Genomic DNA, 25,720 nt, shown 5'->3' with positions numbered 1-25,720 from the left:
AACCCGAGAAAAATAACTGTCAGGCACTTCAATTGCGCAAACTATTCTAGATGTTGTTTTCCCTTTTCAGCGCGTCGAGCGGGGGTAGCAAAATTGCTTGGGGGCGATGTTTTACGCGGCGTCGAGAAGCTTGTAGCAGCTTTGCGGAGTTGGTAAAATTACTGGCAGAACGCTTATTATGCGGGAGGGTCCCAATGGAAACCATCGCCACCGGCGTGCCAACAACACCAGAGTATTACACCATTCAATGCGTCACCAATGATTTAGGCCGCATCAGTATCGCCACGAACAAAATCCTCCTGCGCGCACTCATGCGCCGCGTTTCGGAAACTGACTTTCCCAACACCGAATTATCCAAATTCGCTGCCGAAGTCGCGGCCGAAAGTGGTTTCTATGGCGCGCGAAAAACTGAACTCCTTTTAGGGTTTGCGTATCGGTTAACCACACAACTTCCGATGCTGCGCAAGCACGCGCTGACATACGGCTGCATCGGCCCAGAATGGATGTGCGCCATCGAACGCGGATTGCAGGACATTCCCGAAAAGATTGAAAAACGGATCCTCGCCCGCCTAGACACCTACATTGTGGAGCTGTTTACGCCGCGGCGCGCAAACCAACAATTGCCCACGCCGCGTCGCGTGCAAAAGAACATCGAACTGTGGCTGCGGCGCGCCTTGGTAGTGATGGACATTGCGGCGTCTGAACCTCGGCAACCCAGCGTGGAAACCGTGCTCAGCCCGCATCCGGGAATGGCCTACGTCATCGCTGAAATGGACGAGCTGATTGCAGCTGAGTTCGATGAACACCTCACCGCGCACGCCAACGCGCGAAACATTGGCAAAGTGGACGCGCTTGTAGAACTCGTGTGCGGGAACGAGGAGGAGCGACGCAAAACTCGCAAAGTTGTACTGTTCGGTGTGGGATCATTCCAACCAAACGTTCCGCTCAAAGCCGACAGCCTGCACCGAATCGGGGCATTGACCGAACAGCAACGCGCCGAAATCGCCACCATGAACCCGGAGTATCGCAACGCGTTGGATGTTGCGCAAATTTGCCACGCGGACCACGATCCTACGTCCGAGCAGCGGCACCTGATAAAGCTTCGCGACGGGCACTGCATGTTCCCCGGCTGCGACGTCGACGCCAACGATTGCGATGCGGACCACGTCATTAACCATGAAGCTGGGGGCTGGACCACAATTTCAAACCTTCAGTCGCTGTGCCGGCATCACCACAACATGAAAACCGACCGAAGGGTACTGGCCGTCGCCGATCTCGATGGATCCATTACTTGGACCGACGCAGAAACCCAAGTGTGTTTAGGCACCACCGTGCCCGAAGGGCCACTCGCCGGAATCTACGGTATAGAAAAAGGAATTGTCACCAGACATTCCGGGAAAACACCCGCCGATGACAACACCGACCCGCCAGTACAAAACGGCCGAGGAAACTGGGGTTACAGTTGGGTGCAGAAAAATCGGCGAGTGCGGCGGCGTCGAGACGAACGCCGCACACCACCCCCACCTTCAAACGAACCCCCGTTCTAACCTTTGTAGGTTCGGGAAGTGAACACCCGCGTGCCGTACGCACGGGTAGTACTCGCGCCAACAATGAGCATGGTGCGCATATCCACCACGGTGGGATCAAACTCGGCCAACGTGGTAACAGTCACGCGTTCCTCAGCCGAACCCACCGCGCGCGCCACCACCACCGGCGTGTCCGGCGACTGGTACTCCAGTACGATTTCGCGCAACCGCACCACCTGCTCGCGGCGCTGCTTCGACGCCGGGTTATACACGGCAAACGCCATGTCCGCGCCGGCTAACGCACGAATACGTTTCTCCACCTGCGACCAAGGTTTCAACCGGTCAGACAATGAAATCATGCCGAAATCATGGCCCAGCGGCGCGCCCACCCGGCTTGCCACGGCCTGCGCCGCAGTCATCCCCGGAATCACGCGCACCGGCACATCACGCCACTGGTCATCGTCAGCAGTTTCGAGCACCGCGGCCGCCATCGCAAACACCCCAGGGTCGCCCGAAGAAACCACCGCTACTCGACGCCCGCGCTTCGCCAAGTCCAACGCCATCGCCGCGCGCTCAGCCTCCACCTTGTTATCCGACAAATGTCGGCGCTGGCCAGACCGCACAGGCACCCGATTCACATAGGTGGAATACCCCACAATATCCGTAGCTTGCCGCAGCTCAGCGGTGACTTCCGGAGTGGTCCAACGGGCGGCGCCGGGCCCCAGCCCAAGTACCACCACCTCACCAGACGGCGCGGGGCGATGATGCTTCGGGGAGGGAACCACCACCACAGAAAAATACGGAATACTCTCGGCATCGGCGGCGAGCACTGGGGTGGAATAGCTGCCCTCCATGCCGACACGCACCACCACGTACGCTTCCTCCGCTCGCCCTGCGGCCACCAACGCCCGCCGCACCTTTTCGAACGTGCGGCCGAGTTTCATGACCACGGCGGCATCGGTGTCAGCAAGGCGACGCACCAACTCAGCCTCGTCGAGGGTGCCCGCCAACACGGTCAACACTTCGTCCTCCTCGGACAAAGGTTTGCCAAGCTCCGACGCCGCGGCAGTCAACGAAGGTACACCGGGAATAACGCGAGTCGGGTAGTGGTCCGCGAGTTGGCGGTGCAAATGCTGGTAAGAGCTATACAGCATGGGGTCACCGAGGGCGAGCACGCACACGGAACGCCCGGCGTCCAGATGCGATTGGAGACGAGATACAGCCTCCACGTAGAAGTCAGCCATCGCACCCGCGTAACCGCCCGGGTGGTCCGTGACGCCAGTGGTGACAGGGTAGCGCAACAGCTCGTGGACCTGCCCCTCACGGAAATACGGTTGCGCAATCCGCGCCGCAGTGGAGGCCCCACCGGGGCGCGCATGATAAGCCACAACATCGGCTTCGGTAATCGCGCGGGCACCGGCCACCGTCACGAGTTCAGGATCGCCGGGCCCCACGCCCACGCCAATCAGGTGCCCGGTCATGCCAGGATTTCCTGCTGCGTAGCCAACGCATTCAGGGCGGCACAAGTAATGGCGGAACCCCCGCGGCGACCATGCACCGTGAGGAACTCCGTGCCCAAATGCACAGCCTCGTTCGCAAGCGCAACCTTCGATTCCGCGGCCCCCACAAAACCCACCGGGATGCCTACGATTGCGGCGGGGCGGGGGCGCGCCGGATCGGCGGCCAACCAGTTAAGCAAATGAAACAATGCGGTCGGGGCGTTTCCAATCGCCACCACGGAACCTTCCAAACGATCGGCCCAGAGTTCGACAGCTGCGGCGGTCCGTGTGGTGCCAAGCCGGGCCGCGAGGTCGGGAACGCGGGCGTCCTGAAGCAGGCACAGCACCTCGTTGTCGGCGGGCAAGCGTTTGCGCGTCACCCCAGAGGCAACCATGTTCACATCGGTAAAAATAGGCGCCCCGGCACGCAACGCGGTGCGCGCGGCGGGCACCAACCCCGCGGAAAACGCAATATCCGCAGCTAAATCGGTTTGCCCCGCCGCGTGGATCATCCGAACGGCAACTTGTGCCTGGTCTGAATCAAACGCGGAAAGGTCGGATTCCGCGCGAATCATGGCAAACGAACGACGGTAAATCTCATTGCCGTCTGTGATGTAGGTGTGCATTCTCAGTAGCCTACCTTCGGCCCACTTCGTACTCGTTGTTGCCTACAGCCAGGTAATCCGTATATTCACCAAGCGGGTGACCGCACCTACGTTCGCAACCAGAGAAGTGCACGAGCCCGTCTTCCACCTCGCCCAACGCAATGTAGTGGGCGGCGTCGTCACGGGTGTTAGCCGGGGACTTCGCGCAGCCCGGCAAACCCGTGCAAGCGGTCACGCGCAACCACGACGAGTTGATGTCAAAAATCAGGCCAAGGGGGGCAAGGACGCGAACCACCTGCTCCGCAATCGACTCCGACAAGGAATGAATCACCAGCGAATGCCATGGCGTCACCGTCACCGGCGCGCCCACCACGGCAATCATGCGGGCAAGCTGGCTGGACAGCACGCCGAACCGCAAGCCGGCGCCGAGGTGGACGCGGCCATCAATATCCAACCACCCAATCGGACGCCCCGGCGGATTCGAAAATTCTGGCGGGGTTTCAGGTGTGGTGCGTACCGTGGCAAGGAGTTCCCCGTGCAGCTCTGGGCGCTCGTTGACCCGCCACGCGCTGCCCCGCCGCTCAGCCCACGCCTGCGCCAGCCCCACCAGCGCGCCGACAGCCTCCTCCCGCGCACAGGATGCGCCGGTGAGTTGCCCACCAAGCACGATATGGAAGCGTTGCCCCGCCACCACGCCGAAATCCACATTGTGTGCAACGATATCGCCTTCACCAGCGTCGATGCCGAACAAGGTGCGACCCGACAGGGTAGCTACAGTGTCGGATGCCAACAGCGCCGCATCCAATTCGGCCACCAGCGGGTGCACGTCAAAACCTAACGGGGAAACGATGATATTGCGCATGCGGTCATGTGCCGGGCTGGGCAGCAGACCGTGTTCGCGCACCGCTTCGGAAAACCCCGCCGCGTCCGCGATGCCGCGAATCTGCAGGTTGCCGCGCGAGGTGACGTGAATATCCCCATCGCCGAACGTATCGGCGAGGTCGGCGAGAGTTTCCCAGATTGCTGGGGTGAGCTGCCCTCCGGGGATTCGAATGCGGCCGATCAAGCCATCTTCTGCGGCGTGCATGCGCAGCGCGCCGGGGCAACCGTCGCTGCGGTCGCGGTCACCGAGGTGGTAGGACTCGGAAAGCATTGAGGTGGTCATGGAGTTCAGCTTAGTCCGCTCCGGTAGGCTACCTATGACGCTTGCGGTGGAACTCGGTGGAATTCCGGGCGGTCGCGCCATTGTTACAGCCAGACCCACCGCGGGACGCAAACCCGTTGGTCAAGGGGCGCGAACCCCCCTGAAGAGAAAGACATCGCCGAAAACATGTTCCTACTGCTGTCCACTTCCGACACCGATTTGCTGTCTGCCAAAGCCGCCGCACATGCTTCGTATCGGTTTGCGAACCCAACGTTGCTCAGCGACGAACTTTTAGACAGCTACCTCGCCGAATGCGAACTTATTATCGTGCGTTTGCTGGGCGGTAAACGCGCCTGGGAGCAGGGCTTGGAGCGGGTGCTCGCTACCGGAAAACCCGTCGTTGTGGTGTCCGGGGAGTTGGCGGTGGACGCGGAGCTGACCGAGCTTTCCACCGTGCCCGCAGGCGTTGTCACCACCGCACACACGTACCTCGCGGAGGGTGGGGCGAAAAACTTGGAGCACTTGTATCGCTTCCTCTCCGATACAGTGCTGCTCACCGGCTTGGGTTTTGACGCCCCGGAGCACATGCCCATGTGGGGTTTCCTGGAGCGTGCTCACGCCCCGCTTGCCGACGCCACACCCCGCATCGCCGTCCTCTACTACCGTGCGCAACACCTCGCTGGAAACACCGCCTATATCCAGGCGTTGTGCGATGCGATTGAAGCCCGTGGGGCTCGCGCGGTGCCGATTTTCACGGCGTCGTTGCGGCAGGCACCCGCAGAGTTGTTGGCTGAATTAGCCACAGTGGATGTTGCTATTACTACCGTACTGGCGGCGGGCGGCACGAAACCCGCAACCGCGCAGGCTGGCGGTGACGATGAGGCATGGGACGTAGCCCAACTCGCCGCGCTGGACATTCCAATCATTCAGGGCTTGGCGTTAACGTCCCCGCGTCATGAGTGGGACGACAACGACGATGGGTTGACCCCACTAGATGTGGCGACCCAGGTGGCGGTGCCGGAGTTTGATGGCCGGCTGATTACCGTACCGTTTTCCTTCAAGGAGCATGACGAGGACGGCCTGATTTCCTACGTCCCAGACCCAGAACGGTGTGCGCGGCTGGCGGGCATTGCCTACCGGCACGCCCGGTTGCGGCACTTGGATAATTCCGAGAAGAAGATCGTGGTGATGTTGTCGGCGTATCCAACGAAGCACGCCCGCATCGGAAACGCCGTGGGCTTGGATACGCCCGCCTCCACGCTGCGGGTGCTGCGGGCGATGGAGGCAGCTGGCTACAACCTTGGGGACGCGCCGATCCCTGGCTATGCGGACATGGATGGCGACGCGTTCATGCACGCTGTCATCGACGCTGGCGGGCACGACCCCGAATGGCTCACCGATGAGGTACTGGCGACGAACCCGCTGAAACTGAGCAAGGACCAATACGCGGAGTTTTTCGCCACGCTGCCAAAGGATATGCAGGAGGAAATGCAGGAGCATTGGGGGGAGGCGCCCGGCACGCATTACGTGCACCCTGACACCGGCGAGCTGTATATCGCCGGGTTGATGTTCGGCAATGTGGTGGTGATGGTGCAGCCGCCGCGCGGGTTTGGAGAAAACCCGGTGGGGATTTACCACGACCCGGACCTCCCCGCGAACCACCACTACCTAGGCACCTACTACTGGCTGCGGGAAGTGTTCGGCGCGGACGCGATCGTGCACATGGGTAAGCACGGCAACATGGAGTGGTTACCGGGGAAGACGGTGGGCTTGTCCGCCGAATGCTATTCCGACGCGGCGATTGACGAACTGCCGCTGGTGTACCCGTTCTTGGTCAACGATCCGGGGGAGGGCACTCAGGCGAAGCGCCGCGCGCACGCAACCCTGGTGGATCATATGATCCCGCCGATGGCGCGGGCCGAAAGCTACGGCGATATCACCCGACTCGAACAATTGTTGGATGAACATGCGAACATTTCAGCGATGGACCCGGCGAAGCTGCCCGCAATCCGCCAGGAGATTTGGACATTGCTGACGGCGGCGAAGATGGACCGCGACCTTGGCTGGGACGAACGCCCCGCCGAAGACGTGTTCGATGACATGCTGATGCACATTGACGGTTGGCTATGCGAAATCAAGGACGTAGCCATCCGCGGCGGCCTACACATCCTCGGCGAGGAAATCTCCGGCGAGATGCGCGTCGATCTGGTGCTCGCCATGCTCCGCGCCCGCCAACTCTGGGGCGGGGAGCGCGCCGTAGCTGGCTTACGCGAAGCCCTCGGCCTTTCCGAACAAGGGAACGAGTCCAAGGCGCGTGTCGACGCCGCCGAACAACAAGCCCGCGAACTTCTCACCGCCCTCGACGCCGCGGGATGGGACACGTCGATCATCCCCGAGATCTCGCCCAACGACGAGGTCGCACGAATTTTGGAATTCGCGGCACTGGAAATCATCCCAAGGCTTGCGCAAACCCCCCGCGAAATCGACCAAGTATTGCACGCCCTAAACGGCGGCTTTATCGAGGCTGGCCCGTCTGGTTCTCCGATGCGCGGCCTCATCAACGTGCTGCCCACCGGCCGCAATTTCTATTCTGTCGACCCAAAGTCGCTGCCATCCCGGTTAGCGTGGGAAACTGGCCAACTGCTGGCGGATTCGCTGGTGGAGCGCTACCAAGCGGATCACGAAGGTGCGTACCCCAAATCCGTCGGCTTGTCCGTGTGGGGCACCTCCGCGATGCGCACCTCCGGAGACGACATTGCCGAGGTGTTCGCCTTGCTTGGTGTGCGCCCCGTCTGGGACGAAGCCTCCCGCCGCGTCACGGACCTCGAAGTAATACCGCTCGCCGAACTCGGCCGACCTCGCATCGATGTCACAGTCCGCATTTCCGGATTTTTCCGCGACGCGTTCCCGCACGTACTTGCCCTGCTTGACGACGCCGTGCAACTCGTCGCACGCCTAGACGAGCCCCTCGACCAAAACTACGTTCGCGCCCATGCGCACGATGATGGTGGGGAACATATCCGCCGCATCTTCGGCTCCAAACCAGGCACCTACGGGGCGGGCTTGTTGCAATTGATCGAATCCGGCAATTGGCGGGACGATCAAGACCTCGCCGCCGTCTACACCACGTGGGGCGGCTACGCCTACGGCCGCGGCATCGATGGGGTAGAAGCGGCCGACGATATGCGAGCCGCATACAAGCGCATCCAAGTCGCCGCCAAAAACGTGGATTCTCGGGAGCACGACATCGCCGACTCGGACGACTACTTTCAATTCCACGGCGGCATGGTCGCCACAGTGCGCGCCCTGACGGGTTCCGACCCCGACGCCTTTATCGGTGATTCCACCCGCCAGGAAACCGTACGCACCCGCACCCTCCACGAAGAATCCCGCCGCGTGTTCCGCGCCCGCGTGGTCAACCCGCGCTGGATTGCGGCGATGCGCAACCATGGTTACAAAGGCGCGTTTGAAATGAGCGCTACCGTCGACTATCTCTTCGGCTACGACGCCACCACCGGCCTCATGGACGATTGGATGTACGAAACCCTCACCGAAACCTACGTTGGGGATCCCACCAACAGGGAATTCTTCGAACAATCCAACCCCTGGGCACTCCGCGATATTTCTGAACGCCTAATCGAGGCGGCGGATCGCGGATTGTGGGAAAAGCCCTCACCGGAGGCTACGGAATTGCTACGCAACACTTTCCTAGACATGGAGGGCAAGCTCGAGGACCGCTAACCGTATACGTCAAGGTTCTGGCGTGCCAGCTCCGCGATCCGCGCGCGGAGCTCCGGCGGGTCTAGCACTTCGATTGCCTCGCCGAAACCAGACAACATCCCAGCTGCGGAAGCCAACGAGCGCACGGTTGCGGTGACCAAAAAGCCATCGTTTTCGGCGTCCGCAGTAATGCACGGCGTGTCACCAATAATGCGTAAGCAAAACTCAACCGTGTCCACCGCGGCGGGTTTCGTAAACACCTTGGCGGCTAGCGAACCAGTGGAATACCGGCGTTGCTGGGCCCGCCAAATATCCGCGATGTTCTCCGCCGGATTGCGTTCAAATCGCCGCCGTGTTCGGGTTACGGTAAGAATTCGGTCCGCGCGATATGTCCGAATGTCTCCCGAAGGAACTTTGCGGGCCAGCAAGTACCACGTGATATTGGCCAGCACCAGCCCCAGCGGTTCGCAAACTCGCACCGCCGGCGGCTGGCACAACGCCTGATAATTCACCTCAATCAAACAATCGGACGCCACCGCCAAAAATAAGTCACGCAAGACGGGTGGGGTCTCTTTAGGCTGCTTCCAACCGTTGGGCACCACCAGCAACCGATCTTGCAATAATCCCACCTTGCGGCTTTGCGCAGGGGAAAGACGCCCCTCCATCTTGCCGCGCGCGCTATGAAACTGTTTGCTAAGGCCGAGTTCCGCAGCCATGTGTGTACCCCCGGGAAGCATAAATGCCACCAGCTCACTATCCGTCAATTGTTCGATCGGCGGGGTCCAACCGGGAAGTATGGAGACCCCGCCATGGGGCCCCTGTTCCGTAATGATTGGCACGCCGCGCCGTTGTAGGCGTCGCAAATCCCGCAAGATTGTTCGCCTTGACACCTGGCAGCGTTCCGCGAGTATCGACACCGTGAGCTTGTCGTTTCCGCGCAGCATGCGGGTAATCTCTCCAAGGCGTTGCTCTTTCATGGGATTATTTCCTCACGCGACCGTGACAGGCTTTGTCACTATTCATCGATAGCTTTGGTAACCATGCAAGATTATCGAAATGAATTGTGGCAAGCCCAAGACTGGGTGGAGCAGCTGATTGGCAATACCACCACGGCGGATTTGGATGCGCAGACTCCCTGCGAGGAATTCACGGTGCGAGGCCTGTTAAGCCACCTCATGCAAGTGGGAAATGTGATCGCCCAATTGCCCGTGCTGGGCGAAAACCCGTACGGATCTGAGGTCTTGGATCCGAACGCAAAAGTCGCCGTACTCGAAGAGATTACTGCCGGCACCATCGATGGAAAAACACCCCAGCAATGGGCCGCAGCCTGGCGGGAACTCGCCAATGCGACGAGGAAGCATTGGACCGATGAAAAGCTGGATCGTGACTATCCAATGCCGTGGGGAGTCACGCTCAGCGGCGCCGAGACGGTAGTTTTGTACCTCAGCGAAGTGTTGTGCCACGGCTATGACTTGGCCAAGTCAACTGGGCAATCGGTGGAGGTGCCGGACCCAACCGTTGCGGAGCGTGCAATGACCGTCGTCCCGAAACTCATCAGCAATGATTACCGTGGCCACGAACACGGGGTGCCTTTCGAACCTGCGGTCACCCCGCCAGCGGATGCCGGTCCTACCGTGCGCCTCGCAGCATTTCTCGGCAGGGCAATGGACTAGTTGGCCCACCTCGCCGTCAGTGTTTCAAGAAGGTTAACCAACTGCCTAATTTGACTTTCGTTGTTTTCCCGCAGCTGGTCCAATGAATTCTCGGAATTGCCATGGCGGATTATCGCATTACCATTGCGGTCACGATACACAGTAATAGATTGCCCCTCAAAGCTCGGGAAGTTTTGAATTACTAGGTAATGATTACGCGCGGCAATTTCCGCAAATCCGGCGATATATGCATTATCGGACACCACCGCATCACCGAATACCTTTGCGCGTTCGGTGATGGTGGCGTGATCGCCGATACGGGCGCTGCCATGGATGTGGGCGCGGCCGTCGATAAGCGCGTGATCCGTGATCGTCGCCGTGCCTTGCACGCAAGCGCGGCCGGTGATTCGCGCGTTGTCTGCAACCGTGGCTTGCCCGCGCACAATGGCGCCTTCACAAACAAGTGCGTGGCCTTGAATCACTGCGCGTCCCTTGACTAACGCATGGTCAAGAAGCCGCGCTTCACCGCACAGCGTCGCGTCGCCGCCGAGCCATGCGGTCGGCGCAATGCGTGGTTGACCCGCCGAGGTATGGGTGGAGGAAACCCAACCTCCAAAGTCGCCAGCACGCACGCCGTGCATCGGAATATCCCTCAGTGCGCGAATGCGGGATAATCCCCCCGATTGGTAATCGGCAAGTTCGAAAGTTGGTTCCACTATTGCCTCGATCGTATGTCAGTGTTTTAATGAGACAATGTACCCCGATTTGCTTTTAAAAGTACCCGCAAACCACTTAACAAAGCCTGCATCTTTCATAGAGAAAGTGTTAGCCTTCAATCCGTTGCAAATACTCGTGGGAACCGGAGGCATGATTGCACGCGGCGGGCATCTCGGCGTCACGCCGGATCGTTTAGTGTTTGAACCGCACGCCTTGAATTTCAATACCCAAGAAAGTCAGCTAGCCATCCCGTTCACGGAAATCACCGGATTGCGCAAACATAAGCGCATGGCGGCGGTGTTGTTGACCGTAACAACAAGCGCGGGGATCGATTTCGAGTTCGTGTGCTGGAAGCGCGACGCGGTGATCGAAGCGGTGCAGCAGCAGTACCCGCAAATCGTCGTTTCTGAATAATACTTCTTGGTTTTCTTGAACTTAATTACTTGTATTGCGCTAAGTCTAGCCATAGAGCAAGGTATTCAGTGCGAGAAAACTGTGCTGAGCTGCGCGGTTGAGAATCGTTGCTGATTGATAAAAATCCACGCCGTTAGCTTCCGTTACGAAATCTACATGGCATCGTTGGGTTTTGATCCTGACGCTTTGTATTTTTCCCGCCTACACTGGGCAGTGTGAATATCAGGAAGGACGAACTGGTCGAACTGCCGGGCTTAGGCGGCTTTCGGCGCAGTGAGGTCTTCACGCCCGAAGGCGACCGGGTAACTTGGCCGGAATACACGGGGGAGGTCATCACTACACTCGGGAAATGCTACGTGGTATTCCGAGATTGGGATCGCTACCTCGACACGGAATCAGTCATTGGGCTTCTCCCACGCGTTGACCTAGTCTGCCAACAAATGGAGCCGCTGAAACTCCGTGCTGCGGAAGCGGTAGTGCAGGTGTTTGCAGACGAAGAAGACGCCGAAGTCGACCCAGACGAATTTGAAGCGTCGTTGGAGTTCAACCTAGAAACCACCATCGTGCACATGGTAGACCTCATGGGCAGATTCGAGGACGGCTATTGGCCCGCCGTACACTTCAACCCGCACTTTGAGGTTATTAACGTCACCCTGGAATGCTAAGTGCCATGAAACTCGAAGTGATGCGCGGTGATATCACGACGGTACGCGTCGACGCGATTGTCAACGCCGCGAACACCAGGCTCGTCGGCGGTGGTGGCGTTGATGGCGCGATCCACCGCAAAGCCGGTCCCAGCCTAGTGGAGGAATGTCGGGCGATCCGCAATCGGCAGGGCGGATGCCGGGTAGGTCAAGCGGTGGCCACCAGCGGTGGGTTATTGCCCGTGCAGCACATTATCCACACAGTGGGACCAACATGGATGGGCGGTAGCCACAACGAGGAGACGCTGCTTGCGCAGTGCTACGCCAATAGCCTGCTGGTAGCCGAAGACCTCGGCGTAACAAGCGTGGCGTTTCCCAATATCTCTACTGGGGTGTACGGCTTCCCCAAGGAACTCGCCGCGCCCATCGCGATAACGGCGGTGCGGGAGTTTTCCGCGCATTGCGTGCAGCGGGTGCTTTTCGTCTGCTTTGACCAGGAAAATCACCGGTTGTATCAGCAAGCGCTGGGCTAAGACTGGCCCCAAAATTCGGCGAGTTCGTCGGCGAGCGGGCTGGCCACTTCCATGGGCAGCGAGTGCGTAGTATCTGGCCACACCTTGACGTGCGCGTGGGGGATAAGCTCTTTTGCGATATCCGCACTACCAGCGAGCGAAAATTTGCCCGCAATGGCCACATAGACCGGCATGCGCAGCTCAGCGGCTTCCTGTTTGATAAGCGGATGCGGGGTGGGTAAGGCCGCCGAATACTCCTTCGATCCAACGTCGATCATGCGGGCCACCGGCGTTTCCGCGGAATACTCAGACCCCGAGATTTTGCTAAGCGCATATTCCCGCGCCGACTGCGGTAACCCAGGCAATTGCGTAATCGCAGACCACCCCAGCACGCTCGCCGGCGGATAGCTAAACACAAACGCCGGTTCGAGAAGAGTCAAGGTTTTCACATCGTCGGGATATTGGTGGGCATAGGTGGCAGCGGTCGCGCCGCCAAAGGAATGGCCGACAATGTGCGCGCCTTTGGGGGCGAGTTCCATGAGGGTTTGGTGTACCCATTGGGCCTGTTGCGTCGTGTCGGTGAGCGGGATGCGTTGTGTGGACAGGCCGGCGTCGCCAATGGCGTCGAAGGCGATGACTCGATGCTGGCGCGCAAATCCCGCCAGGTTTTCTGCCCACATGGGAGCCCCCGAAGCCCGCCCGGGAAGCAATACCACCGGTACGCTGTGTGCGGTTTCCGGGGTGCTCCATTCGTAGGCGTGCACGGTGCCGAAATCCGTAGGTACGTCCAACACACGTTTGGGTGTCGGCATATCCGCAAGCGCGGCATCGTACTCACGTTTGTATGCCGCATAGCCTTCAGCGGTGCGAAATTTCCCCACATCCGCCTCCCGTTGAAGCAAACCGCCCACCCCGAAAATCGCAGCGAGGATGCAGGCGACAATTACCACGCGCCGCAACCACCAACGCAATGGTTTTGCTTCAGTTTTTTACCCATAGTTTCACGCTACAGCCGCCGTTGCTAGCGCGCATCCCAAAATGGGTAATCTTGACGGTGTGCCATTGATTATTGCTATCCCGTATATCATTTTCGAAATGCTCGCGTTTTGGGGCATGGCCACCTGGCTGGGTGTCGGGTGGGCGCTCCTGCTGTTGGTCGCTTGTTTCTTCGGCGGCTTATTCCTTGCCGCCTTTGAGATGCGCCGCATCGCGCTGGTTGCTTCCCAAGGGCGGAGCACCCCCGGCCAGCTCGCTGGGGATTACGGTTTGCTGGCGGCCGGCTCGGTGTTGGTCGCCCTGCCGGGGTTTGTTTCCACCGTTATTGGGTTGCTGCTTATCCTGCCGCCCACCCGTGCGATTGCGCGGAAGATCTTGGCTAAGAAAGTGCGCGCCCGAATCGAAGAAATGGGCGTACGGAGTTTCGTGGCCACGAGCCGCTACGGCAACACCTACGGTTCCTTTATTGATTCCGCGCCAAGCCCGAAACCTGCGGAGCCCAATCCCACGGAGGAGGAAATCCAGTCTTGGGCGGACAAGGCCCGTCCGGAGGATTTTAAGTGATCCTGACGTTGCTGCTCGCCGCAGCATCCGGGGTGTTCATGTACGCCGCGACCCAACCGATCGGCTGGTGGCCAGCGGGTATCGCGGGCATGGGATTGTTGTATTTCGTGCTGCTCCGCGCCCGTTCGAAGCGCCAAGGTGCGTTGTTTGGGTGGGTCCACGGCGTGGTCACGTATTTATTGCTGCTGCCGTGGATTGGGGAATTTGTCGGCCCGCTACCGTATATCGCGCTGGCGCTTACGGAGTCACTGTATTCGATTCTCCTCGGCGCCTTTGGTGTGCTTTTGGTGCGTTGGCCGCGCTTCGGCCCGATTGCGTTTTCGCTTTGGGTGGTGGCGGTGGAGTGGCTGCGAAGCTCGTGGCCGTTTGGCGGTTTCCCGTGGACTCGTGCGGCGTGGGGGCAACTCGGTGGCGCCTTGCAATGGTTCGCCCCGATCGGCGGGCCGGCGCTCGTCACCGCGATGTTGGCGATTTCGGGCGCGGGCTTAGCGTTGTTGCTGCGTAAGCCGCGCGTGTGGGGCGCGGTGTACCTGATCGTTCCGCTTGCGCTGGGCACGGCGCTGAGTTTTATGCAGGTAGGGGAGCAGACTGGCACGGTGAAGGTAGCGGCGATTCAGGGCAATGTTCCCCGCTTGGGCTTGGATTTTAATGCTCAGCGGCGCGCGGTTTTGGCCAATCACGTGGCGGAGACGCAGCGCCTTGATGAGCCCGTTGACTTGGTAATATGGCCGGAAAATTCCTCCGACGTAAACCCTTTCGCGGACGCCGAAGCACGCGCGGGTATCGACGCCGCGGTGCGCCACGCACAGGCTCCGGTCTTGGTGGGCACGATTACGCGCGACGAGGTTGGGTTGCGCAACACCATGGTGGTGTTTGACCCGGAAGATGGGGTAGGGGATTGGCACCATAAGAAGTTCTTGCAGCCGTTTGGGGAAACTATGCCCATGCGGGAGTTCTTCCGCATGTTTTCCAAGTTTGTGGACTTGGCTGGGAATTTCCAGCCCGGCGACGGTAGCGGCGTTGTACATATGGACGATGTTGCCGTAGGCATTGCCACCTGCTACGAAATTGCATTCGACCCGGCGGGTAGGGAAGCGGTGCGCAATGGGGCGCAGATCCTGACCAGTCCCACAAATAACGCTACATTCGGGTTTACCGACATGACCTACCAGCAGCTCGCCATGAGTCGCATGCGGGCACTGGAGTTGGATCGGGCGGTGGTTGTTGCCGCCACGTCTGGGGTGTCCGCGATTGTGCAACCGGACGGCACCGTCACGCAACACACACAAATATTCGAGTCGGGCACATTGATTGCGGAGCTTCCGCTCAAGGACTCGAAGACTATTGCGGCCCGCTTCGGTTCATTCATTGAGTACACAATGGGTATCATGGGGGCATTGCTTGCGTCCGCAGCAGTGCTGTATGCCCGCAAATCAAAGGAGACGAACACCCATGAGCAATCCCAGCGACCGCACGTTGGTCATCATCCCGACCTACAACGAGCTGGATAACCTGCCACTCATCATCGGTCGCGTCCGTTCCGCCGCCCCCAACGTTGACGTTCTTATCGTCGACGACAACAGCCCCGACGGTACCGGAGCGTTGGCGGACAAGCTCGCAGCCGAGGACCAGCACCTTCACGTCCTGCACCGGGAAGGCAAGGGCGGCCTGTGCGGTGCGTATGTCGCGGGATTCCAGTGGGGGCTCGAGCGGGACTACCAAGTGCTGTGCGAGATGGATGCGGATGGTTCCCACGCGCCTGAACAACTTCACCTGCTGCTCACTGAGGTCGATCGAGGCGCGGACCTCGTGATCGGATCCCGCTATGTGCCAGGCGGCAAGGTAGTGAACTGGCCAAAGAAGCGGTGGATTTTGTCCAAAGGCGGCAATATCTACATTTCCCTCGCGCTGGGCGCTGGGCTGTCCGATATGACCGCCGGTTATCGCGCGTACCGGCGCCAATTGCTTGAGGCTTTAGATTTGGACGAATTGTCCAACGCTGGCTACATTTTTCAGGTGGATTTGGCGTGGCGCGCCGTGCGCGACGGGTTCGACGTCCGCGAAGTGCCCATCACATTTACCGAACGCGAAATCGGCGAATCGAAATTGGATGGCTCTTTTGTGAAGGACTCGTTGGTGGAGGTGACCCGCTGGGGTTTGGCGCACCGCGGCTCGCAATTGCGGGAGATTACGAAGGAAACTTCAAAGATTGCCCGCTACCAATGGGGCAAATTGCGTAAACGCAGCTAGGGGAAAGGGCACCTTTCGGTGCCCTGGTACTTAGCCGTTCTTTTCGGCTTCCTCCTGTTGCTGTTTAAGCAAGCGTGCGGCGTTGCGGCGCCGCTTGCGCAACAGCTCGATACGCTCTTCGAGGAGCACGTCGAGTTCTTCAATAGTGCGGCGTTCCCGCAGCATGTCCCAGTGGGTGCGCGGGGGTTTCACGGGCTTGGCTTCAATGCCTTCGCCTTCGACGAGTGTGCCCAACTGGCCGTTCTTGCACATCCAGGTGCCGGGAATTTCGGCATCGTCGGCAAAGGGGACTTCGAAGATTTCACCGGCTTCGGTACGGTACTTGACCATTTGGCGGGGTGCCAAGTCGTGGTCGCGGTCTGTCTCATAGCTCACGGCGCCCATGCGGCTGCCACGAAGTACGCGATCTGCCATAGAGGTTAATCCGTCCTTACCCTCAATAGTGGTTGGTGTATCCCTCCACTATAACCAACCGCGGCACGTGGGCTAGGGTTGGGCGTGTGGAGGCGATTGAAAAACGATGCGAATGGTGCGGAAAGCCCATTGACGTATCACGTGGCCGCGGGCGACCCAGGCGATATTGTAGTCGCTCGTGCCGCCAACGTGCCTACGAACAACGCAACCATCGAACGGGCAAAAACATTCCAGCCGAGGGGATTCATTTTACCCCTGAACAGTTGGAACAGTTTCATGATCGCCTATTTGCTCTACGTTGTTCCGCGGAAGATATTCATGTGGCGCTGCAGGATGAAGAACCTGACAATAAGGAGCTTCAACAGCTATGCAATGAATTAATTCAGCTAGCTAAGACTATTGAAAATTCGTACTAACCACGTCGGATAGGATGCTGGATATGAAGAAGCCGTTCCTTGTACTGACCGTTATTGCCATCATTGTGCTCGCGCTGGCAAGCGTCGGACCGGTAGCGTACAAGGCTTTGACTGATCCTGGCATTAAAACCGGCGGGCTGAACGCGTCCAATGCGGTTGGGGCGTCCACGGATCTGCAAGGCACATGGAATGTTGTTGATGGCAGCGGCGCGAACACGACGTCGGTGGGCTACACGTTTTTTGAAATTCTGCCCGGCGAGCCGAGGTCAACCTCTGGCAGCACACGCAACGTGGATGGACAGATTCAGATTGCGGGCACGCGGCTCACATCCGGCGAAATAGTAGTTGATATGACCACGTTGCATACGGACGTGGAGCAACGTGATATTAACGTGCGCCGCAGCTTGCTCCATACGGATGACTATCCGACGGCGACGTTTCAGCTGACTCAGGCTGCGGAGCTGAGCAACATTCCTGACGATGGCTCGACCGGCAAGGCTCGCGTCATTGGCAATCTGCAATTGCACGGCGCATCCCGCGAAGTCTCTGGAGAGTTTGAGGTGCTGCGCACGGCGCAGCGTCTTGTCATCGCCGGCACGGTGCCAATCAACCGGTTGGACTTCGGCGTGGAGACACCAGAGTTTGTTGCGGCGAAGATTGATGAAACCGGCGAGCTGAACATTCGGCTGACGTTTGAGAAGAAAGATGATGCGCAATGATTTCGAAGTTGATTCCGGCGCTGTGGTTGCGCATCGTCGTATTGCTCGTATTTACAGGCTACATGGTGTACAGCAATATGCCGTGGGTGGCGGCGATCGGCGCTGCATTGATGATACTAACCTCAGTGCAGCTTGTGCAGGCTTACCGGCAACGCTAATAAATTACGTCACTGTGACGTAAAAGTAGCGTGTGCATACCTTAAAATATAAGGCCGATAATGTACATTATGTCACTTTAGGTTTTCGGAGTGACACGCTATCATCTTTCTAGCTGACTATGTAACTGCGAGAGTCGAAGGATACGTACCCGCCTGTGTTCGATGTTGACATGCTGCTGACCACGTTTGGGTTGGCAGGAATTCTAGGCATTGTTTTTATGGAAACGGGCCTCCTTATCGGCTTTATTTTTCCTGGCGACACATTGCTTTTTACCGCGGGCATCATGGCCGCCGCGGACCCACCATTCACCCCACTCTGGACCCTCTTGATCGGCATTCCCACGGCCGCCGCGCTCGGCGACCAACTCGGGTTTTTCATTGGCCGCAAGGCTGGGCCGCGAATACTACGCAGCCGCGTCATGCGGTGGATCGGTCCAGAAGCGGTAGAGAAAACCAACCACTTTTTTGATAAATACGGCGTAGTCACCGTGCTGTTCGCTCGGTTCATTGGCGTTGTCCGCACTGTCACCCCCGTGTTTGCTGGCTTCTCGCATATGAATCATCGCGCATTCACGCTGTACTCCGTGCTTGGGAGTATTTTATGGGGCGCCGGCGTGACGTTTTTGGGCTATTCGCTCGGCGGCGTGCCGTTTGTGCAGGAATTTATGCACTGGTTTATCGTCGCCGGACTCGCCACCGTATTCATCCCTATGACGGTGAAAATTATCCGGTTGTGGTGGAAACATCGGCAGCCCGAGACGCAGGAGGTGCGGCCGGAGCCGGAAACTAGCGACGTCGTAAAGTAAGCTGCACACTGTCGAGCACGCCGAGGCGGAACAATGCCTCCAGCAGCGCCAAATGGTAGCGCCACAGCCGACGGTATACGGGGTCATAGCCCGCCGCTGCCGCCTCCCGCATCCGCCCCTCGAACAACGAACGCTGCAGGCCAAGCGCGATGCGGTTGTGCTTGCCCGTGTGCACCTCCGCGGTAATGCGCAGCGAAGTACCCCTATCGACCACGCGGTACACCTCCTCCAGCGTGGGAAAATCCAACGCTGGCCAAATGTACGCTCGAAGCATTTCTGTGGCTTCCCGCACCACCGGCGCCAGCTGCTCCGTAGCCACTGTCACGCCCAGCGCCGCCACCCCGCCCGGCAGCAAGAGTTGATCAATGCTGCGCAGGTAGGCGGGGCGAAGCGCACGGCCAATGGTCTCTACGCGGCCGATACCCACCACAGCCTCGTACACGCGGCGCGTCAACTCTGGGGGTAGTACGTGGTCGGGCATTTCCCGGATGTGCAGGGAATGCTCCACGTCATCGCCGCTGACCAGCTCGGTAAGGTCGTCGAGGGCGCCGGTATCCATCGCCCACGTATCGACGGTCGCGCCACGCTGCGCCGCACGAACCGACAATGCCCCACCCGAAGAGGGGTAATCCACGACATAAGTGCCTCGGGAAACACCAGCTGCATCCAACAGCATATCCACCATGCGAGTCTGCGCGTCGGCTAAATCGCAACGCTCCACATGCACAGGGTCTTCCAAGGTGGTGACGTCAATGTCACGCTCATTCCGCACCGTCGTAGCCACACCGGAGGCAAACACACCTCCGAACGGACTGTAGCCGTCGCCCGCGTACAACCCCACCAGCGACGCCGGCAACGAACCCCCCGGAACCTGCGCGGACCTCCCCGCGCGGTACGATCGCTTCGGGCGGTAACCACTCGCAAGAAGTGTGCTCAACGTGGCGACAAGATCTTCTGCATGCCACTCCCCTGCCATAAACCCCTCGGCAAGGCCAAGCCAGCCTGCTTCGGCGATGCGGGCGAACAACACATCATGCTCAACGGTAATGTCCACGTTGTTGCGCTCACACACTTGATAAAAACCGCGTTCCGCGCGGCGAAAACTCCCCGCCCGCACATTGGGCACAACGGCCACGCCGGGCCAATCCGATTCGTGGATATGTACCAAATGATCAAACGCCACAATTCTCCTCAAAAAACTAGCGTGAAGCCGGTTCACATCGTACCGTTTTCAAGGCCGCGAGCTGCGGAGGCAGCGCCGAAGGTGTGATCCTGGCGACAACACATTACGATAGTCAGACATACGAACAAATTGTTTACTAATAGTCGCAGTTCCAAGGAGCACTCAACACAATGTCTGAGAAGCCGTTTCGCCCCGAGGGCGGCCGCCAACACGTAGTGATCATCGGCTCTGGTTTCGGAGGCTTGTTCGCCGCGAAATCGCTGAAAAACGCCGACGTAGACATCACTATTATCGACCGCACCAACCACCACCTGTTCCAGCCGCTGCTCTACCAGGTGGCAACCGGGCTATTATCCTCCGGGGAGATCGCGCCCTCCACCCGGCAAATCCTGAAAAACCAAGACAACGCCCACGTGATCAAAGGCGAAGTCACGGGCATCGACTTGGCACATAAGCAGGTCACCGTGGAGCTTGGTCACTACCACCGGGTTTATGAGTATGACTACCTGATTGTGGCGGCCGGCGCCGGGCAATCCTACTTTGGCAACGATCATTTCGCCCAGTACGCACCCGGCATGAAAACCATCGACGACGCACACGAGATTCGCGCCCGCATCGTCGGCGCCTTTGAGCGCGCTGAACTGTGCAGCGACCCGGCCGAACGGGAACGGTTGCTCACCTTTGTGGTCGTCGGCGCGGGCCCCACCGGCGTGGAGCTCGCCGGGCAGCTCGCAGAAATGTCCCGCCGCACCCTGCGCGGCCACTACTCCAACATCAACCCCTCCGACGCGAAGATCGTCCTCCTGGACGGCGCCCCGCAGGTACTGCCTCCGTTCGGCAAGCGCTTGGGCCGCAACGCGCAGCGCCAGCTGGAAAAACTCGGCGTCACCGTCAAGCTCAACGCCATTGTGACGGACGTGACCGAGGACAATGTCACGTTCAAATCGACGCAAGACAATTCCGTGGAGATCATCCCCAGCTATTGCAAGATTTGGTCGGCGGGCGTGGCCGCATCTCCGCTAGGCAAGCTGATCGCCGAGCAAACCAATACCGAGGTGGATCGCGCTGGGCGGGTAAAGGTGAACGAAGATCTCACCGTCAACGACCACCGGAATGTGTTTGTCATCGGCGACATGATGAACTTTGACAACCTTCCGGGCGTGGCCCAGGTGGCCATCCAGGCCGGCGAGTACGTGGCGGACCTGATCGAACGGGAAACCGACCGCCCAGGCACCCTCGACCGGGAGCCTTTCGAATACTTTGACAAGGGCTCCATGGCCACCGTGTCTCGCTTCTCCGCGGTGGTGAAGCTTGGCAAGGTGGAGGTCACTGGGTTCATTGGCTGGGTGCTGTGGCTGGCCGTGCACTTGATGTTCCTCGTTGGTTTCCGCAACCGCATGGTTTCCGCCGTGTCGTGGGGGCTCAATGTGCTCAACCAGAACCGCTGGCAGTTGACCACCACGCGCCACCAATTGCATTCCCGTAATGCGCTGATCAAGCTTCGCGACTATGTGGATGATGCCGCCACCGTCGTCGAGGTCAACGAAACGGAGCAGTATCACGGCAACAGCTAGGGGTAGAGTGATCGTTATGTCTCTGCCTCCCCTGCCCTGCATCATTCGCTGGGACCCTGAAGTGTTTGCCCCCGACCAACGGTCGCTGCCTTCCGCGTTGACGTTGCACACGCAGCTTCACCAAGGCGATGCTGCGTGGAGCGTGGTGTTTTCCCTGAAGACGCCCGCCGTGGAGCAAGGGTTGGAAACGTTCGTTGACGAGGTACGCTTCCTCGTTGACGACGCCCCGCACCACCTGCTTTCGGAAGGCTCTAGGTTTCCGTTTATGGACGGCGGCAACGTCATCGGAGAGTGCGAGGTTGTCGGTTACACCCCCTAGGGAACCGCTCGTTGCGCTACGATAGCAAGTGCGCCCTTGTGGTTACTCTGTGAAAGGTAATACCCCGTTGGGGTCGTGCGGACTCTTTCCGCCAATTGGCCAAACGTCGGAAATAGCCGAGGGTCCGAGAGCCCAACACAGGACCTGGGATCGCGCCTTACTACGTCTGTGGTGAGGCGCTTTCTTTCGCGCCCAAAATGGCCACAAGAAACTCGGACTCCTCAGTGAAGGGGTGGAGTTCCCACGAGGACAGCAGCAGTGAAGGATAAAGGCCTACGGACGCGGCGTCGTCAAGGAATTGTTGGAAGCTCCAGCCCCGCCCTGCGCCGAAACCAATGACGGCGCGACCTGAGGGGGCCAGATGATCGGCGTGGGCTCGCAAGGCGGCTAACCTGCCTTCAGCCGGCAGGAAACCCATCACGTTGCCCGCGGAAACGATGACATCGTACTCACCGGCGGGGATTTCGCCTAAGCACAGATCGCCCACCTCCCAAGTGCAGTCCGGGTAATCCTGGCGGGCGTAGTTGATCAACACGGGGTCGAGATCCACACCCACCACGTGATGGCCGCGGGCGGCTAGGTAACCACCCACGCGACCGGTACCGCAGCCGGCGTCCAGGATGCGGGCGTGGCGGGGAGCCAGGGCGTCAATCAGCCGGGCTTCGCCGTCAATGTCGCGTCCCTCGGCAACAAACTTGCGCCACCGCTGCGCATAGTTTTCGGAATGCTGAGGGTTGCGGGCGAGAATCTCGTTCCAAGTTGGCATAAGTGTTACTGTACCCCCGCCATGACCATCGCCCGCAAGGACGTCACAGCCAGTAATTTCTCGCCGACCGAGCACTCAACCTCCCATAATTGCACCCGTTTTCCAAGGTGTACCGGATGCGCCTGAGCCTGAATAACGCCCGATGTACCGGGGCTTAAAAAGTGGGTAGTGTTGGTCAGCCCCACCACCGGGGCATTCGCGGCAAGGCACCCGGCGAACGAGCCGACGCACTCCGCAATGGTGCAGAACGTTCCGCCGTTGACCAGGCCAAATGATTGCAGAATGTGCGGGCCGATCTCCAGCTCCGCGCGCACTCCCGCCCGGCTCAGGTGGGTGTAGCGGATGCCGAGGGTTCGTTCCATGCCGCCCATTCGGGCATTGATGGCGTCGAGTTCGTGGTCATCGAGGGGGCCGGAGTCGAGTTGTTTCACCAACGCTTGCACATTCATGGGCAGAGTATAGCGGGGTGAACGGGTACGATAATGAACCATGACTAATCTCGCACAGATTGGCGTTGTTGGCCTCGCAGTCATGGGTTCGAATATTGCCCGGAATTTCGCGCGCCACGGCCACCGCGTCGCCGTATACAACCGCAGCGTCGCTAAGACGGAAGCGTTTATGGCAAACTACGGCACCGAGGGAACGTTTATCCCCGCCACCACGATCGAACAGTTTGTCGCTAGCTTGGAGCGTCCGCGGCGGGCATTGATCATGGTGCAAGCCGGCGCCGCAACCGACGCGGTCATCGCGCAATTGGCAGACGCCATGGAAGAAGGCGACATCATTATCGACGGCGGCAACGCCCTCTACGCCGACACGATTCGCCGCGAGGCGGAACTGCGCGACCGCGGCCTGCATTTTGTGGGGGCCGGCATTTCCGGCGGCGAGGAAGGCGCGCTCAACGGCCCATCCATTATGCCCGGCGGTCCTGCGGCTTCCTACGAGTCCCTAGGGCCGCTGCTCGAGTCAATCGCCGCACACGTTGATGGGGTGCCGTGCTGCACGCACATCGGCCCGGATGGCGCCGGCCACTTTGTCAAGATGGTGCACAACGGTATCGAGTACGCGGACATGCAGGTTATTGGCGAGGCGTACCACCTCCTACGCTACGCCGCGAACCTGTCCCCGCTGGAAATCGCCGAGATTTTCCGTGAGTGGAACACCGGGGATTTGGACTCCTACCTCGTGGAAATCACCGCCGAGGTGCTCTCCCAGGTGGATGCGGCAACAGGCAAGCCGCTGGTTGACGTGATTGTGGATTCCGCGGGCCAGAAAGGTACTGGCCGGTGGACGGTGAAGGCTGCCCTGGATTTGGGCATTGCCACCACTGGCATCGGGGAGGCGGTGTTTGCGCGTGCGTTGTCTGGGGCGCGGGCACAGCGAGCAGCCACCATAGGCACCCTCCCGTCTGGGCAGCTTCAACATTCGGTTCCGGCGGAGTTTGTGGAAGATGTTCGACGCGCACTCTACGCCTCCAAACTGGTCGCCTACGCACAAGGTTTCGACGAAATCCGCGCGGGTTCCGAGGAGCACGGTTGGGATATCGACCCCCGCGACCTCGCCACCATCTGGCGTGATGGGTGCATTATCCGCGCGAAGTTCTTAGACCGCATCGTGCAGGCCTACGACGCGAACCCGGCGCTGGAATCGCTGTTGCTCGACCCGTACTTCCTCGGCGAGCTGGAAGGCTTGATGGACTCGTGGCGCCGCGTGGTGGTCGTGGCAACCCAGGCGGGCTTGCCCATCCCGGTGTTCGCCTCGTCCCTGTCCTACTACGACGGGTTGCGCGCCGAGCGACTTCCGGCGGCATTGATCCAGGGCCAACGCGACTACTTCGGCGCACACACGTACGAGCGCACGGATAAGGCTGGGCATTTCCACACCTTGTGGAGCGGCGACCGCACCGAGGTGGAGGCCTAACTACAAGGCCAACGATGACTACGTTTGACCAACTGGGCTTGCCGCTGCAACTTGTCCACCAGCTGCGGCGCGAAGGCATTGAGCAACCGTTTCCGGTGCAGGCCGCGGCCATCCCCGACATTCTCGCGGGGCGCGACGTGTTGGGCCGCGGGCCGACCGGATCCGGCAAGACCTTCGCTTTTGGTTTGCCCATGCTCGCGCGGCTAACCGGTGCGCCGTCGCGCCCGAAATACCCGCGCGCGCTTGTGCTGGCACCCACGCGCGAACTGGCGTTGCAGATTCACTCGCGTCTCGACGCCCCGGCTGCCGCCCTCGGGCTGCGCATCCTCGCCGTCGTTGGCGGCGTGAACATCAAGCGTGACGCAAGGTTCCTCGCGGCGCCCGTGGACCTGCTGGTTGCCACACCGGGGCGGGCAATCGACTTGGTGCGGCAACGAATGCTCTTTCTGTCCGCGGTGGAAATCACCGCCATCGACGAGTGCGATCAAATGTCCGACATGGGATTCTTGCCGCAGGTGCATAAACTGCTGAAACTCACGCCCGCCGGGCAACGGTTACTGTTTTCCGCCACCTTGGACGGCGACGTGCAAGAACTGATCGATCGGTACACCAACAACCCCGTCCAGCACGCCACCGCGCAGGCGTCGGTGGATACCATGCGGCACTTCTTTAGCGTGGTGGAGGAAAACCGGGACGCGGTGGTGGCCAAGATCGCGGGCCGCAAGGGCAAGACCCTGTTGTTTCGCCGCACGCGTTTCGACGTTGACCGTCAGGTAGCCTCGTTACGTGCCGCAGGCATCAACGCACTCGGCATCCACGGCAACAAGGGGCAGGCCACCCGCACGGCTGCCATCGACGCATTCACCAGCGGGGATGTCCCCGTACTGGTTGCCACAGACGTGGCGGCCCGCGGCATCGACATCTCCGACGTGTCGCTGGTGGTGCACGTGGACCCGCCGGAGGATTACAAGGCCTATCTGCATCGCGCGGGGCGCACCGCCCGGGCGGGCAATGCGGGCACCGTGGTCACGCTGATCACGTCGACGAAACGTTCTCAACTTACCAACCTATTCGCACAAGCAGGTGTATCCGCTGTGGAAGTTGATGCGGCGCGCCTGGCGAAGATCACCGGCGCTCACACCCAGAAAGGAACTCGTGTGGACCAACGACGGCAACATCGAAAACGGAGGGCTGGCCGGTAG

General features: G+C 59.9%; 26 protein-coding genes. 16 read left to right on the top strand and 10 right to left on the bottom strand.

Annotated elements, in window-relative coordinates; genetic code table 11:
* Positions 1 to 194: 194 nt before the first annotated feature.
* Positions 195 to 1,547: an HNH endonuclease signature motif containing protein gene (locus Q4D83_RS08875; protein ID WP_303174829.1), complete on the top strand. Its 1,353-nt coding sequence runs from the start codon at positions 195 to 197 to the stop codon at positions 1,545 to 1,547.
* Here the strand turns inward: Q4D83_RS08875 and cobJ are convergent.
* Genes cobJ through Q4D83_RS08860 form a run of 3 tightly spaced genes read right to left on the bottom strand, consistent with a single transcriptional unit; the run spans position 1,544 to position 4,795 of the window.
* Positions 1,544 to 3,007 carry a precorrin-3B C(17)-methyltransferase gene (cobJ, locus tag Q4D83_RS08870; protein ID WP_303174827.1) on the bottom strand — a complete coding sequence of 488 codons (1,464 nt, stop codon included), beginning with the start codon at positions 3,005 to 3,007 and terminating at the stop codon, positions 1,544 to 1,546. The two genes, Q4D83_RS08875 and cobJ, sit on opposite strands and share 4 nt — an antisense overlap.
* Positions 3,004 to 3,651 carry a precorrin-8X methylmutase gene (locus Q4D83_RS08865; protein ID WP_303174825.1) on the bottom strand — a complete coding sequence of 216 codons (648 nt, stop codon included), beginning with the start codon at positions 3,649 to 3,651 and terminating at the stop codon, positions 3,004 to 3,006. The genes cobJ and Q4D83_RS08865 overlap by 4 nt, the downstream gene beginning before the upstream one ends.
* Positions 3,652 to 3,661: 10 nt before the next feature.
* Positions 3,662 to 4,795 (bottom strand): precorrin-3B synthase, encoded by a 1,134-nt coding sequence (locus tag Q4D83_RS08860; RefSeq protein WP_303174824.1) that lies wholly within the window; start codon positions 4,793 to 4,795, stop codon positions 3,662 to 3,664.
* Between the two features lie 165 nt (positions 4,796 to 4,960).
* On the opposite strand from Q4D83_RS08860, the gene cobN reads away from it, so the two are divergent.
* Complete coding sequence (cobN, locus tag Q4D83_RS08855) at positions 4,961 to 8,515, top strand: cobaltochelatase subunit CobN (RefSeq protein ID WP_303174822.1); 3,555 nt, start codon at positions 4,961 to 4,963, stop codon at positions 8,513 to 8,515.
* Here the strand turns inward: cobN and Q4D83_RS08850 are convergent.
* Complete coding sequence (locus tag Q4D83_RS08850; protein ID WP_303174820.1) at positions 8,512 to 9,471, bottom strand: YafY family protein; 960 nt, start codon at positions 9,469 to 9,471, stop codon at positions 8,512 to 8,514. The genes cobN and Q4D83_RS08850 overlap by 4 nt on opposite strands.
* A gap of 63 nt (positions 9,472 to 9,534) precedes the next feature.
* Here Q4D83_RS08850 and Q4D83_RS08845 point away from each other — a divergent pair, with 63 nt between their 5' ends.
* Positions 9,535 to 10,167 (top strand): TIGR03086 family metal-binding protein, encoded by a 633-nt coding sequence (locus Q4D83_RS08845; protein ID WP_303174818.1) that lies wholly within the window; start codon positions 9,535 to 9,537, stop codon positions 10,165 to 10,167.
* Here Q4D83_RS08845 and Q4D83_RS08840 read toward each other — a convergent pair.
* Positions 10,164 to 10,862, bottom strand: coding sequence for a hypothetical protein (locus tag Q4D83_RS08840; protein WP_303174816.1), 699 nt, complete (start codon positions 10,860 to 10,862; stop codon positions 10,164 to 10,166). The genes Q4D83_RS08845 and Q4D83_RS08840 overlap by 4 nt on opposite strands.
* 37 nt (positions 10,863 to 10,899) lie before the next feature.
* Here Q4D83_RS08840 and Q4D83_RS08835 point away from each other — a divergent pair, with 37 nt between their 5' ends.
* From Q4D83_RS08835 to Q4D83_RS08825, 3 genes are all read left to right on the top strand, one after another.
* On the top strand, positions 10,900 to 11,277 hold the full coding sequence (locus Q4D83_RS08835) for a hypothetical protein (RefSeq protein ID WP_303174814.1): 378 nt from the start codon (positions 10,900 to 10,902) through the stop codon (positions 11,275 to 11,277).
* A 215-nt stretch (positions 11,278 to 11,492) separates the two neighbouring features.
* Entirely contained in the window at positions 11,493 to 11,942 is a 450-nt protein-coding gene (locus tag Q4D83_RS08830) for a hypothetical protein (RefSeq protein ID WP_303174812.1), read from the top strand.
* Between the two features lie 5 nt (positions 11,943 to 11,947).
* A complete protein-coding gene (locus Q4D83_RS08825) occupies positions 11,948 to 12,454 on the top strand; it encodes an O-acetyl-ADP-ribose deacetylase (protein ID WP_303174810.1) in 507 nt (168 codons plus the stop codon).
* Here the strand turns inward: Q4D83_RS08825 and Q4D83_RS08820 are convergent.
* Complete coding sequence (locus tag Q4D83_RS08820; protein WP_303174808.1) at positions 12,451 to 13,383, bottom strand: alpha/beta fold hydrolase; 933 nt, start codon at positions 13,381 to 13,383, stop codon at positions 12,451 to 12,453. The two genes, Q4D83_RS08825 and Q4D83_RS08820, sit on opposite strands and share 4 nt — an antisense overlap.
* 106 nt (positions 13,384 to 13,489) lie before the next feature.
* Here Q4D83_RS08820 and Q4D83_RS08815 point away from each other — a divergent pair, with 106 nt between their 5' ends.
* The 3 genes from Q4D83_RS08815 to Q4D83_RS08805 are packed head-to-tail and all read left to right on the top strand — an operon-like array spanning position 13,490 to position 16,243.
* Entirely contained in the window at positions 13,490 to 13,993 is a 504-nt protein-coding gene (locus tag Q4D83_RS08815) for an FxsA family protein (protein WP_303174806.1), read from the top strand.
* Between the two features lie 38 nt (positions 13,994 to 14,031).
* Complete coding sequence (lnt, locus tag Q4D83_RS08810) at positions 14,032 to 15,504, top strand: apolipoprotein N-acyltransferase (protein ID WP_303175124.1); 1,473 nt, start codon at positions 14,032 to 14,034, stop codon at positions 15,502 to 15,504.
* Entirely contained in the window at positions 15,446 to 16,243 is a 798-nt protein-coding gene (locus Q4D83_RS08805) for a polyprenol monophosphomannose synthase (RefSeq protein WP_303174804.1), read from the top strand. Before lnt ends, Q4D83_RS08805 begins: the two co-directional genes overlap by 59 nt.
* Before the next feature lie 30 nt (positions 16,244 to 16,273).
* Here Q4D83_RS08805 and Q4D83_RS08800 read toward each other — a convergent pair whose 3' ends face one another.
* Positions 16,274 to 16,657 (bottom strand): RNA polymerase-binding protein RbpA, encoded by a 384-nt coding sequence (locus Q4D83_RS08800; protein WP_146323121.1) that lies wholly within the window; start codon positions 16,655 to 16,657, stop codon positions 16,274 to 16,276.
* A gap of 439 nt (positions 16,658 to 17,096) precedes the next feature.
* On the opposite strand from Q4D83_RS08800, the gene Q4D83_RS08790 reads away from it, so the two are divergent.
* The 3 genes from Q4D83_RS08790 to Q4D83_RS08780 all read left to right on the top strand — a co-directional run bounded on the left by Q4D83_RS08790 (position 17,097) and on the right by Q4D83_RS08780 (position 18,756).
* A complete protein-coding gene (locus Q4D83_RS08790; protein WP_303174799.1) occupies positions 17,097 to 17,792 on the top strand; it encodes a YceI family protein in 696 nt (231 codons plus the stop codon).
* Entirely contained in the window at positions 17,789 to 17,950 is a 162-nt protein-coding gene (locus Q4D83_RS08785) for a hypothetical protein (protein WP_303174797.1), read from the top strand. Before Q4D83_RS08790 ends, Q4D83_RS08785 begins: the two co-directional genes overlap by 4 nt.
* Positions 17,951 to 18,105: 155 nt before the next feature.
* Positions 18,106 to 18,756 carry a DedA family protein gene (locus Q4D83_RS08780; protein WP_303174795.1) on the top strand — a complete coding sequence of 217 codons (651 nt, stop codon included), beginning with the start codon at positions 18,106 to 18,108 and terminating at the stop codon, positions 18,754 to 18,756.
* Here Q4D83_RS08780 and Q4D83_RS08775 read toward each other — a convergent pair.
* Positions 18,737 to 19,939: a class I SAM-dependent methyltransferase gene (locus Q4D83_RS08775; protein ID WP_303174793.1), complete on the bottom strand. Its 1,203-nt coding sequence runs from the start codon at positions 19,937 to 19,939 to the stop codon at positions 18,737 to 18,739. The genes Q4D83_RS08780 and Q4D83_RS08775 overlap by 20 nt on opposite strands.
* Positions 19,940 to 20,109: 170 nt before the next feature.
* Between Q4D83_RS08775 and Q4D83_RS08770 the strand changes: the two genes are divergently transcribed.
* Positions 20,110 to 21,513 (top strand): NAD(P)/FAD-dependent oxidoreductase, encoded by a 1,404-nt coding sequence (locus Q4D83_RS08770; RefSeq protein WP_303174791.1) that lies wholly within the window; start codon positions 20,110 to 20,112, stop codon positions 21,511 to 21,513.
* 16 nt (positions 21,514 to 21,529) lie between these two features.
* Positions 21,530 to 21,832 carry a hypothetical protein gene (locus Q4D83_RS08765; protein WP_303174789.1) on the top strand — a complete coding sequence of 101 codons (303 nt, stop codon included), beginning with the start codon at positions 21,530 to 21,532 and terminating at the stop codon, positions 21,830 to 21,832.
* Positions 21,833 to 21,992: 160 nt separating this feature from the next.
* On the opposite strand, the gene Q4D83_RS08760 is transcribed toward Q4D83_RS08765, so the two are convergent.
* Complete coding sequence (locus Q4D83_RS08760; RefSeq protein ID WP_303174788.1) at positions 21,993 to 22,598, bottom strand: bifunctional 2-polyprenyl-6-hydroxyphenol methylase/3-demethylubiquinol 3-O-methyltransferase UbiG; 606 nt, start codon at positions 22,596 to 22,598, stop codon at positions 21,993 to 21,995.
* A gap of 5 nt (positions 22,599 to 22,603) precedes the next feature.
* A complete protein-coding gene (locus Q4D83_RS08755; RefSeq protein WP_303174787.1) occupies positions 22,604 to 23,047 on the bottom strand; it encodes a PaaI family thioesterase in 444 nt (147 codons plus the stop codon).
* 40 nt (positions 23,048 to 23,087) lie between these two features.
* Here Q4D83_RS08755 and gndA point away from each other — a divergent pair, with 40 nt between their 5' ends.
* Both gndA and Q4D83_RS08745 read left to right on the top strand, forming a co-directional pair.
* Complete coding sequence (gndA, locus tag Q4D83_RS08750) at positions 23,088 to 24,518, top strand: NADP-dependent phosphogluconate dehydrogenase (protein WP_303174785.1); 1,431 nt, start codon at positions 23,088 to 23,090, stop codon at positions 24,516 to 24,518.
* 14 nt (positions 24,519 to 24,532) lie between these two features.
* Positions 24,533 to 25,720 (top strand): DEAD/DEAH box helicase, encoded by a 1,188-nt coding sequence (locus Q4D83_RS08745; RefSeq protein ID WP_303174783.1) that lies wholly within the window; start codon positions 24,533 to 24,535, stop codon positions 25,718 to 25,720.

The organism is Corynebacterium sp., assembly GCF_030532715.1.
GTDB lineage: Bacteria > Actinomycetota > Actinomycetes > Mycobacteriales > Mycobacteriaceae > Corynebacterium.
The sequence above is the reverse complement of the archived record's forward strand: the minus strand, read 5'-3'. Positions and strand labels throughout refer to the sequence as shown.

Coding starts and splice junctions, on each gene's coding strand:
- Q4D83_RS08875 (WP_303174829.1), top strand. CDS start 195: ATGGAAACCATCGCCACCGGCGTGCCAACAACACCAGAGTATTACACC.
- cobJ (WP_303174827.1), bottom strand. CDS start 3,007: ATGACCGGGCACCTGATTGGCGTGGGCGTGGGGCCCGGCGATCCTGAA.
- Q4D83_RS08865 (WP_303174825.1), bottom strand. CDS start 3,651: ATGCACACCTACATCACAGACGGCAATGAGATTTACCGTCGTTCGTTT.
- Q4D83_RS08860 (WP_303174824.1), bottom strand. CDS start 4,795: ATGACCACCTCAATGCTTTCCGAGTCCTACCACCTCGGTGACCGCGAC.
- cobN (WP_303174822.1), top strand. CDS start 4,961: ATGTTCCTACTGCTGTCCACTTCCGACACCGATTTGCTGTCTGCCAAA.
- Q4D83_RS08850 (WP_303174820.1), bottom strand. CDS start 9,471: ATGAAAGAGCAACGCCTTGGAGAGATTACCCGCATGCTGCGCGGAAAC.
- Q4D83_RS08845 (WP_303174818.1), top strand. CDS start 9,535: ATGCAAGATTATCGAAATGAATTGTGGCAAGCCCAAGACTGGGTGGAG.
- Q4D83_RS08835 (WP_303174814.1), top strand. CDS start 10,900: ATGTACCCCGATTTGCTTTTAAAAGTACCCGCAAACCACTTAACAAAG.
- Q4D83_RS08825 (WP_303174810.1), top strand. CDS start 11,948: ATGAAACTCGAAGTGATGCGCGGTGATATCACGACGGTACGCGTCGAC.
- lnt (WP_303175124.1), top strand. CDS start 14,032: ATGTACGCCGCGACCCAACCGATCGGCTGGTGGCCAGCGGGTATCGCG.
- Q4D83_RS08805 (WP_303174804.1), top strand. CDS start 15,446: ATGAGCAATCCCAGCGACCGCACGTTGGTCATCATCCCGACCTACAAC.
- Q4D83_RS08800 (WP_146323121.1), bottom strand. CDS start 16,657: ATGGCAGATCGCGTACTTCGTGGCAGCCGCATGGGCGCCGTGAGCTAT.
- Q4D83_RS08790 (WP_303174799.1), top strand. CDS start 17,097: ATGAAGAAGCCGTTCCTTGTACTGACCGTTATTGCCATCATTGTGCTC.
- Q4D83_RS08785 (WP_303174797.1), top strand. CDS start 17,789: ATGATTTCGAAGTTGATTCCGGCGCTGTGGTTGCGCATCGTCGTATTG.
- Q4D83_RS08770 (WP_303174791.1), top strand. CDS start 20,110: ATGTCTGAGAAGCCGTTTCGCCCCGAGGGCGGCCGCCAACACGTAGTG.
- Q4D83_RS08765 (WP_303174789.1), top strand. CDS start 21,530: ATGTCTCTGCCTCCCCTGCCCTGCATCATTCGCTGGGACCCTGAAGTG.
- Q4D83_RS08760 (WP_303174788.1), bottom strand. CDS start 22,598: ATGCCAACTTGGAACGAGATTCTCGCCCGCAACCCTCAGCATTCCGAA.
- Q4D83_RS08755 (WP_303174787.1), bottom strand. CDS start 23,047: ATGAATGTGCAAGCGTTGGTGAAACAACTCGACTCCGGCCCCCTCGAT.
- gndA (WP_303174785.1), top strand. CDS start 23,088: ATGACTAATCTCGCACAGATTGGCGTTGTTGGCCTCGCAGTCATGGGT.
- Q4D83_RS08745 (WP_303174783.1), top strand. CDS start 24,533: ATGACTACGTTTGACCAACTGGGCTTGCCGCTGCAACTTGTCCACCAG.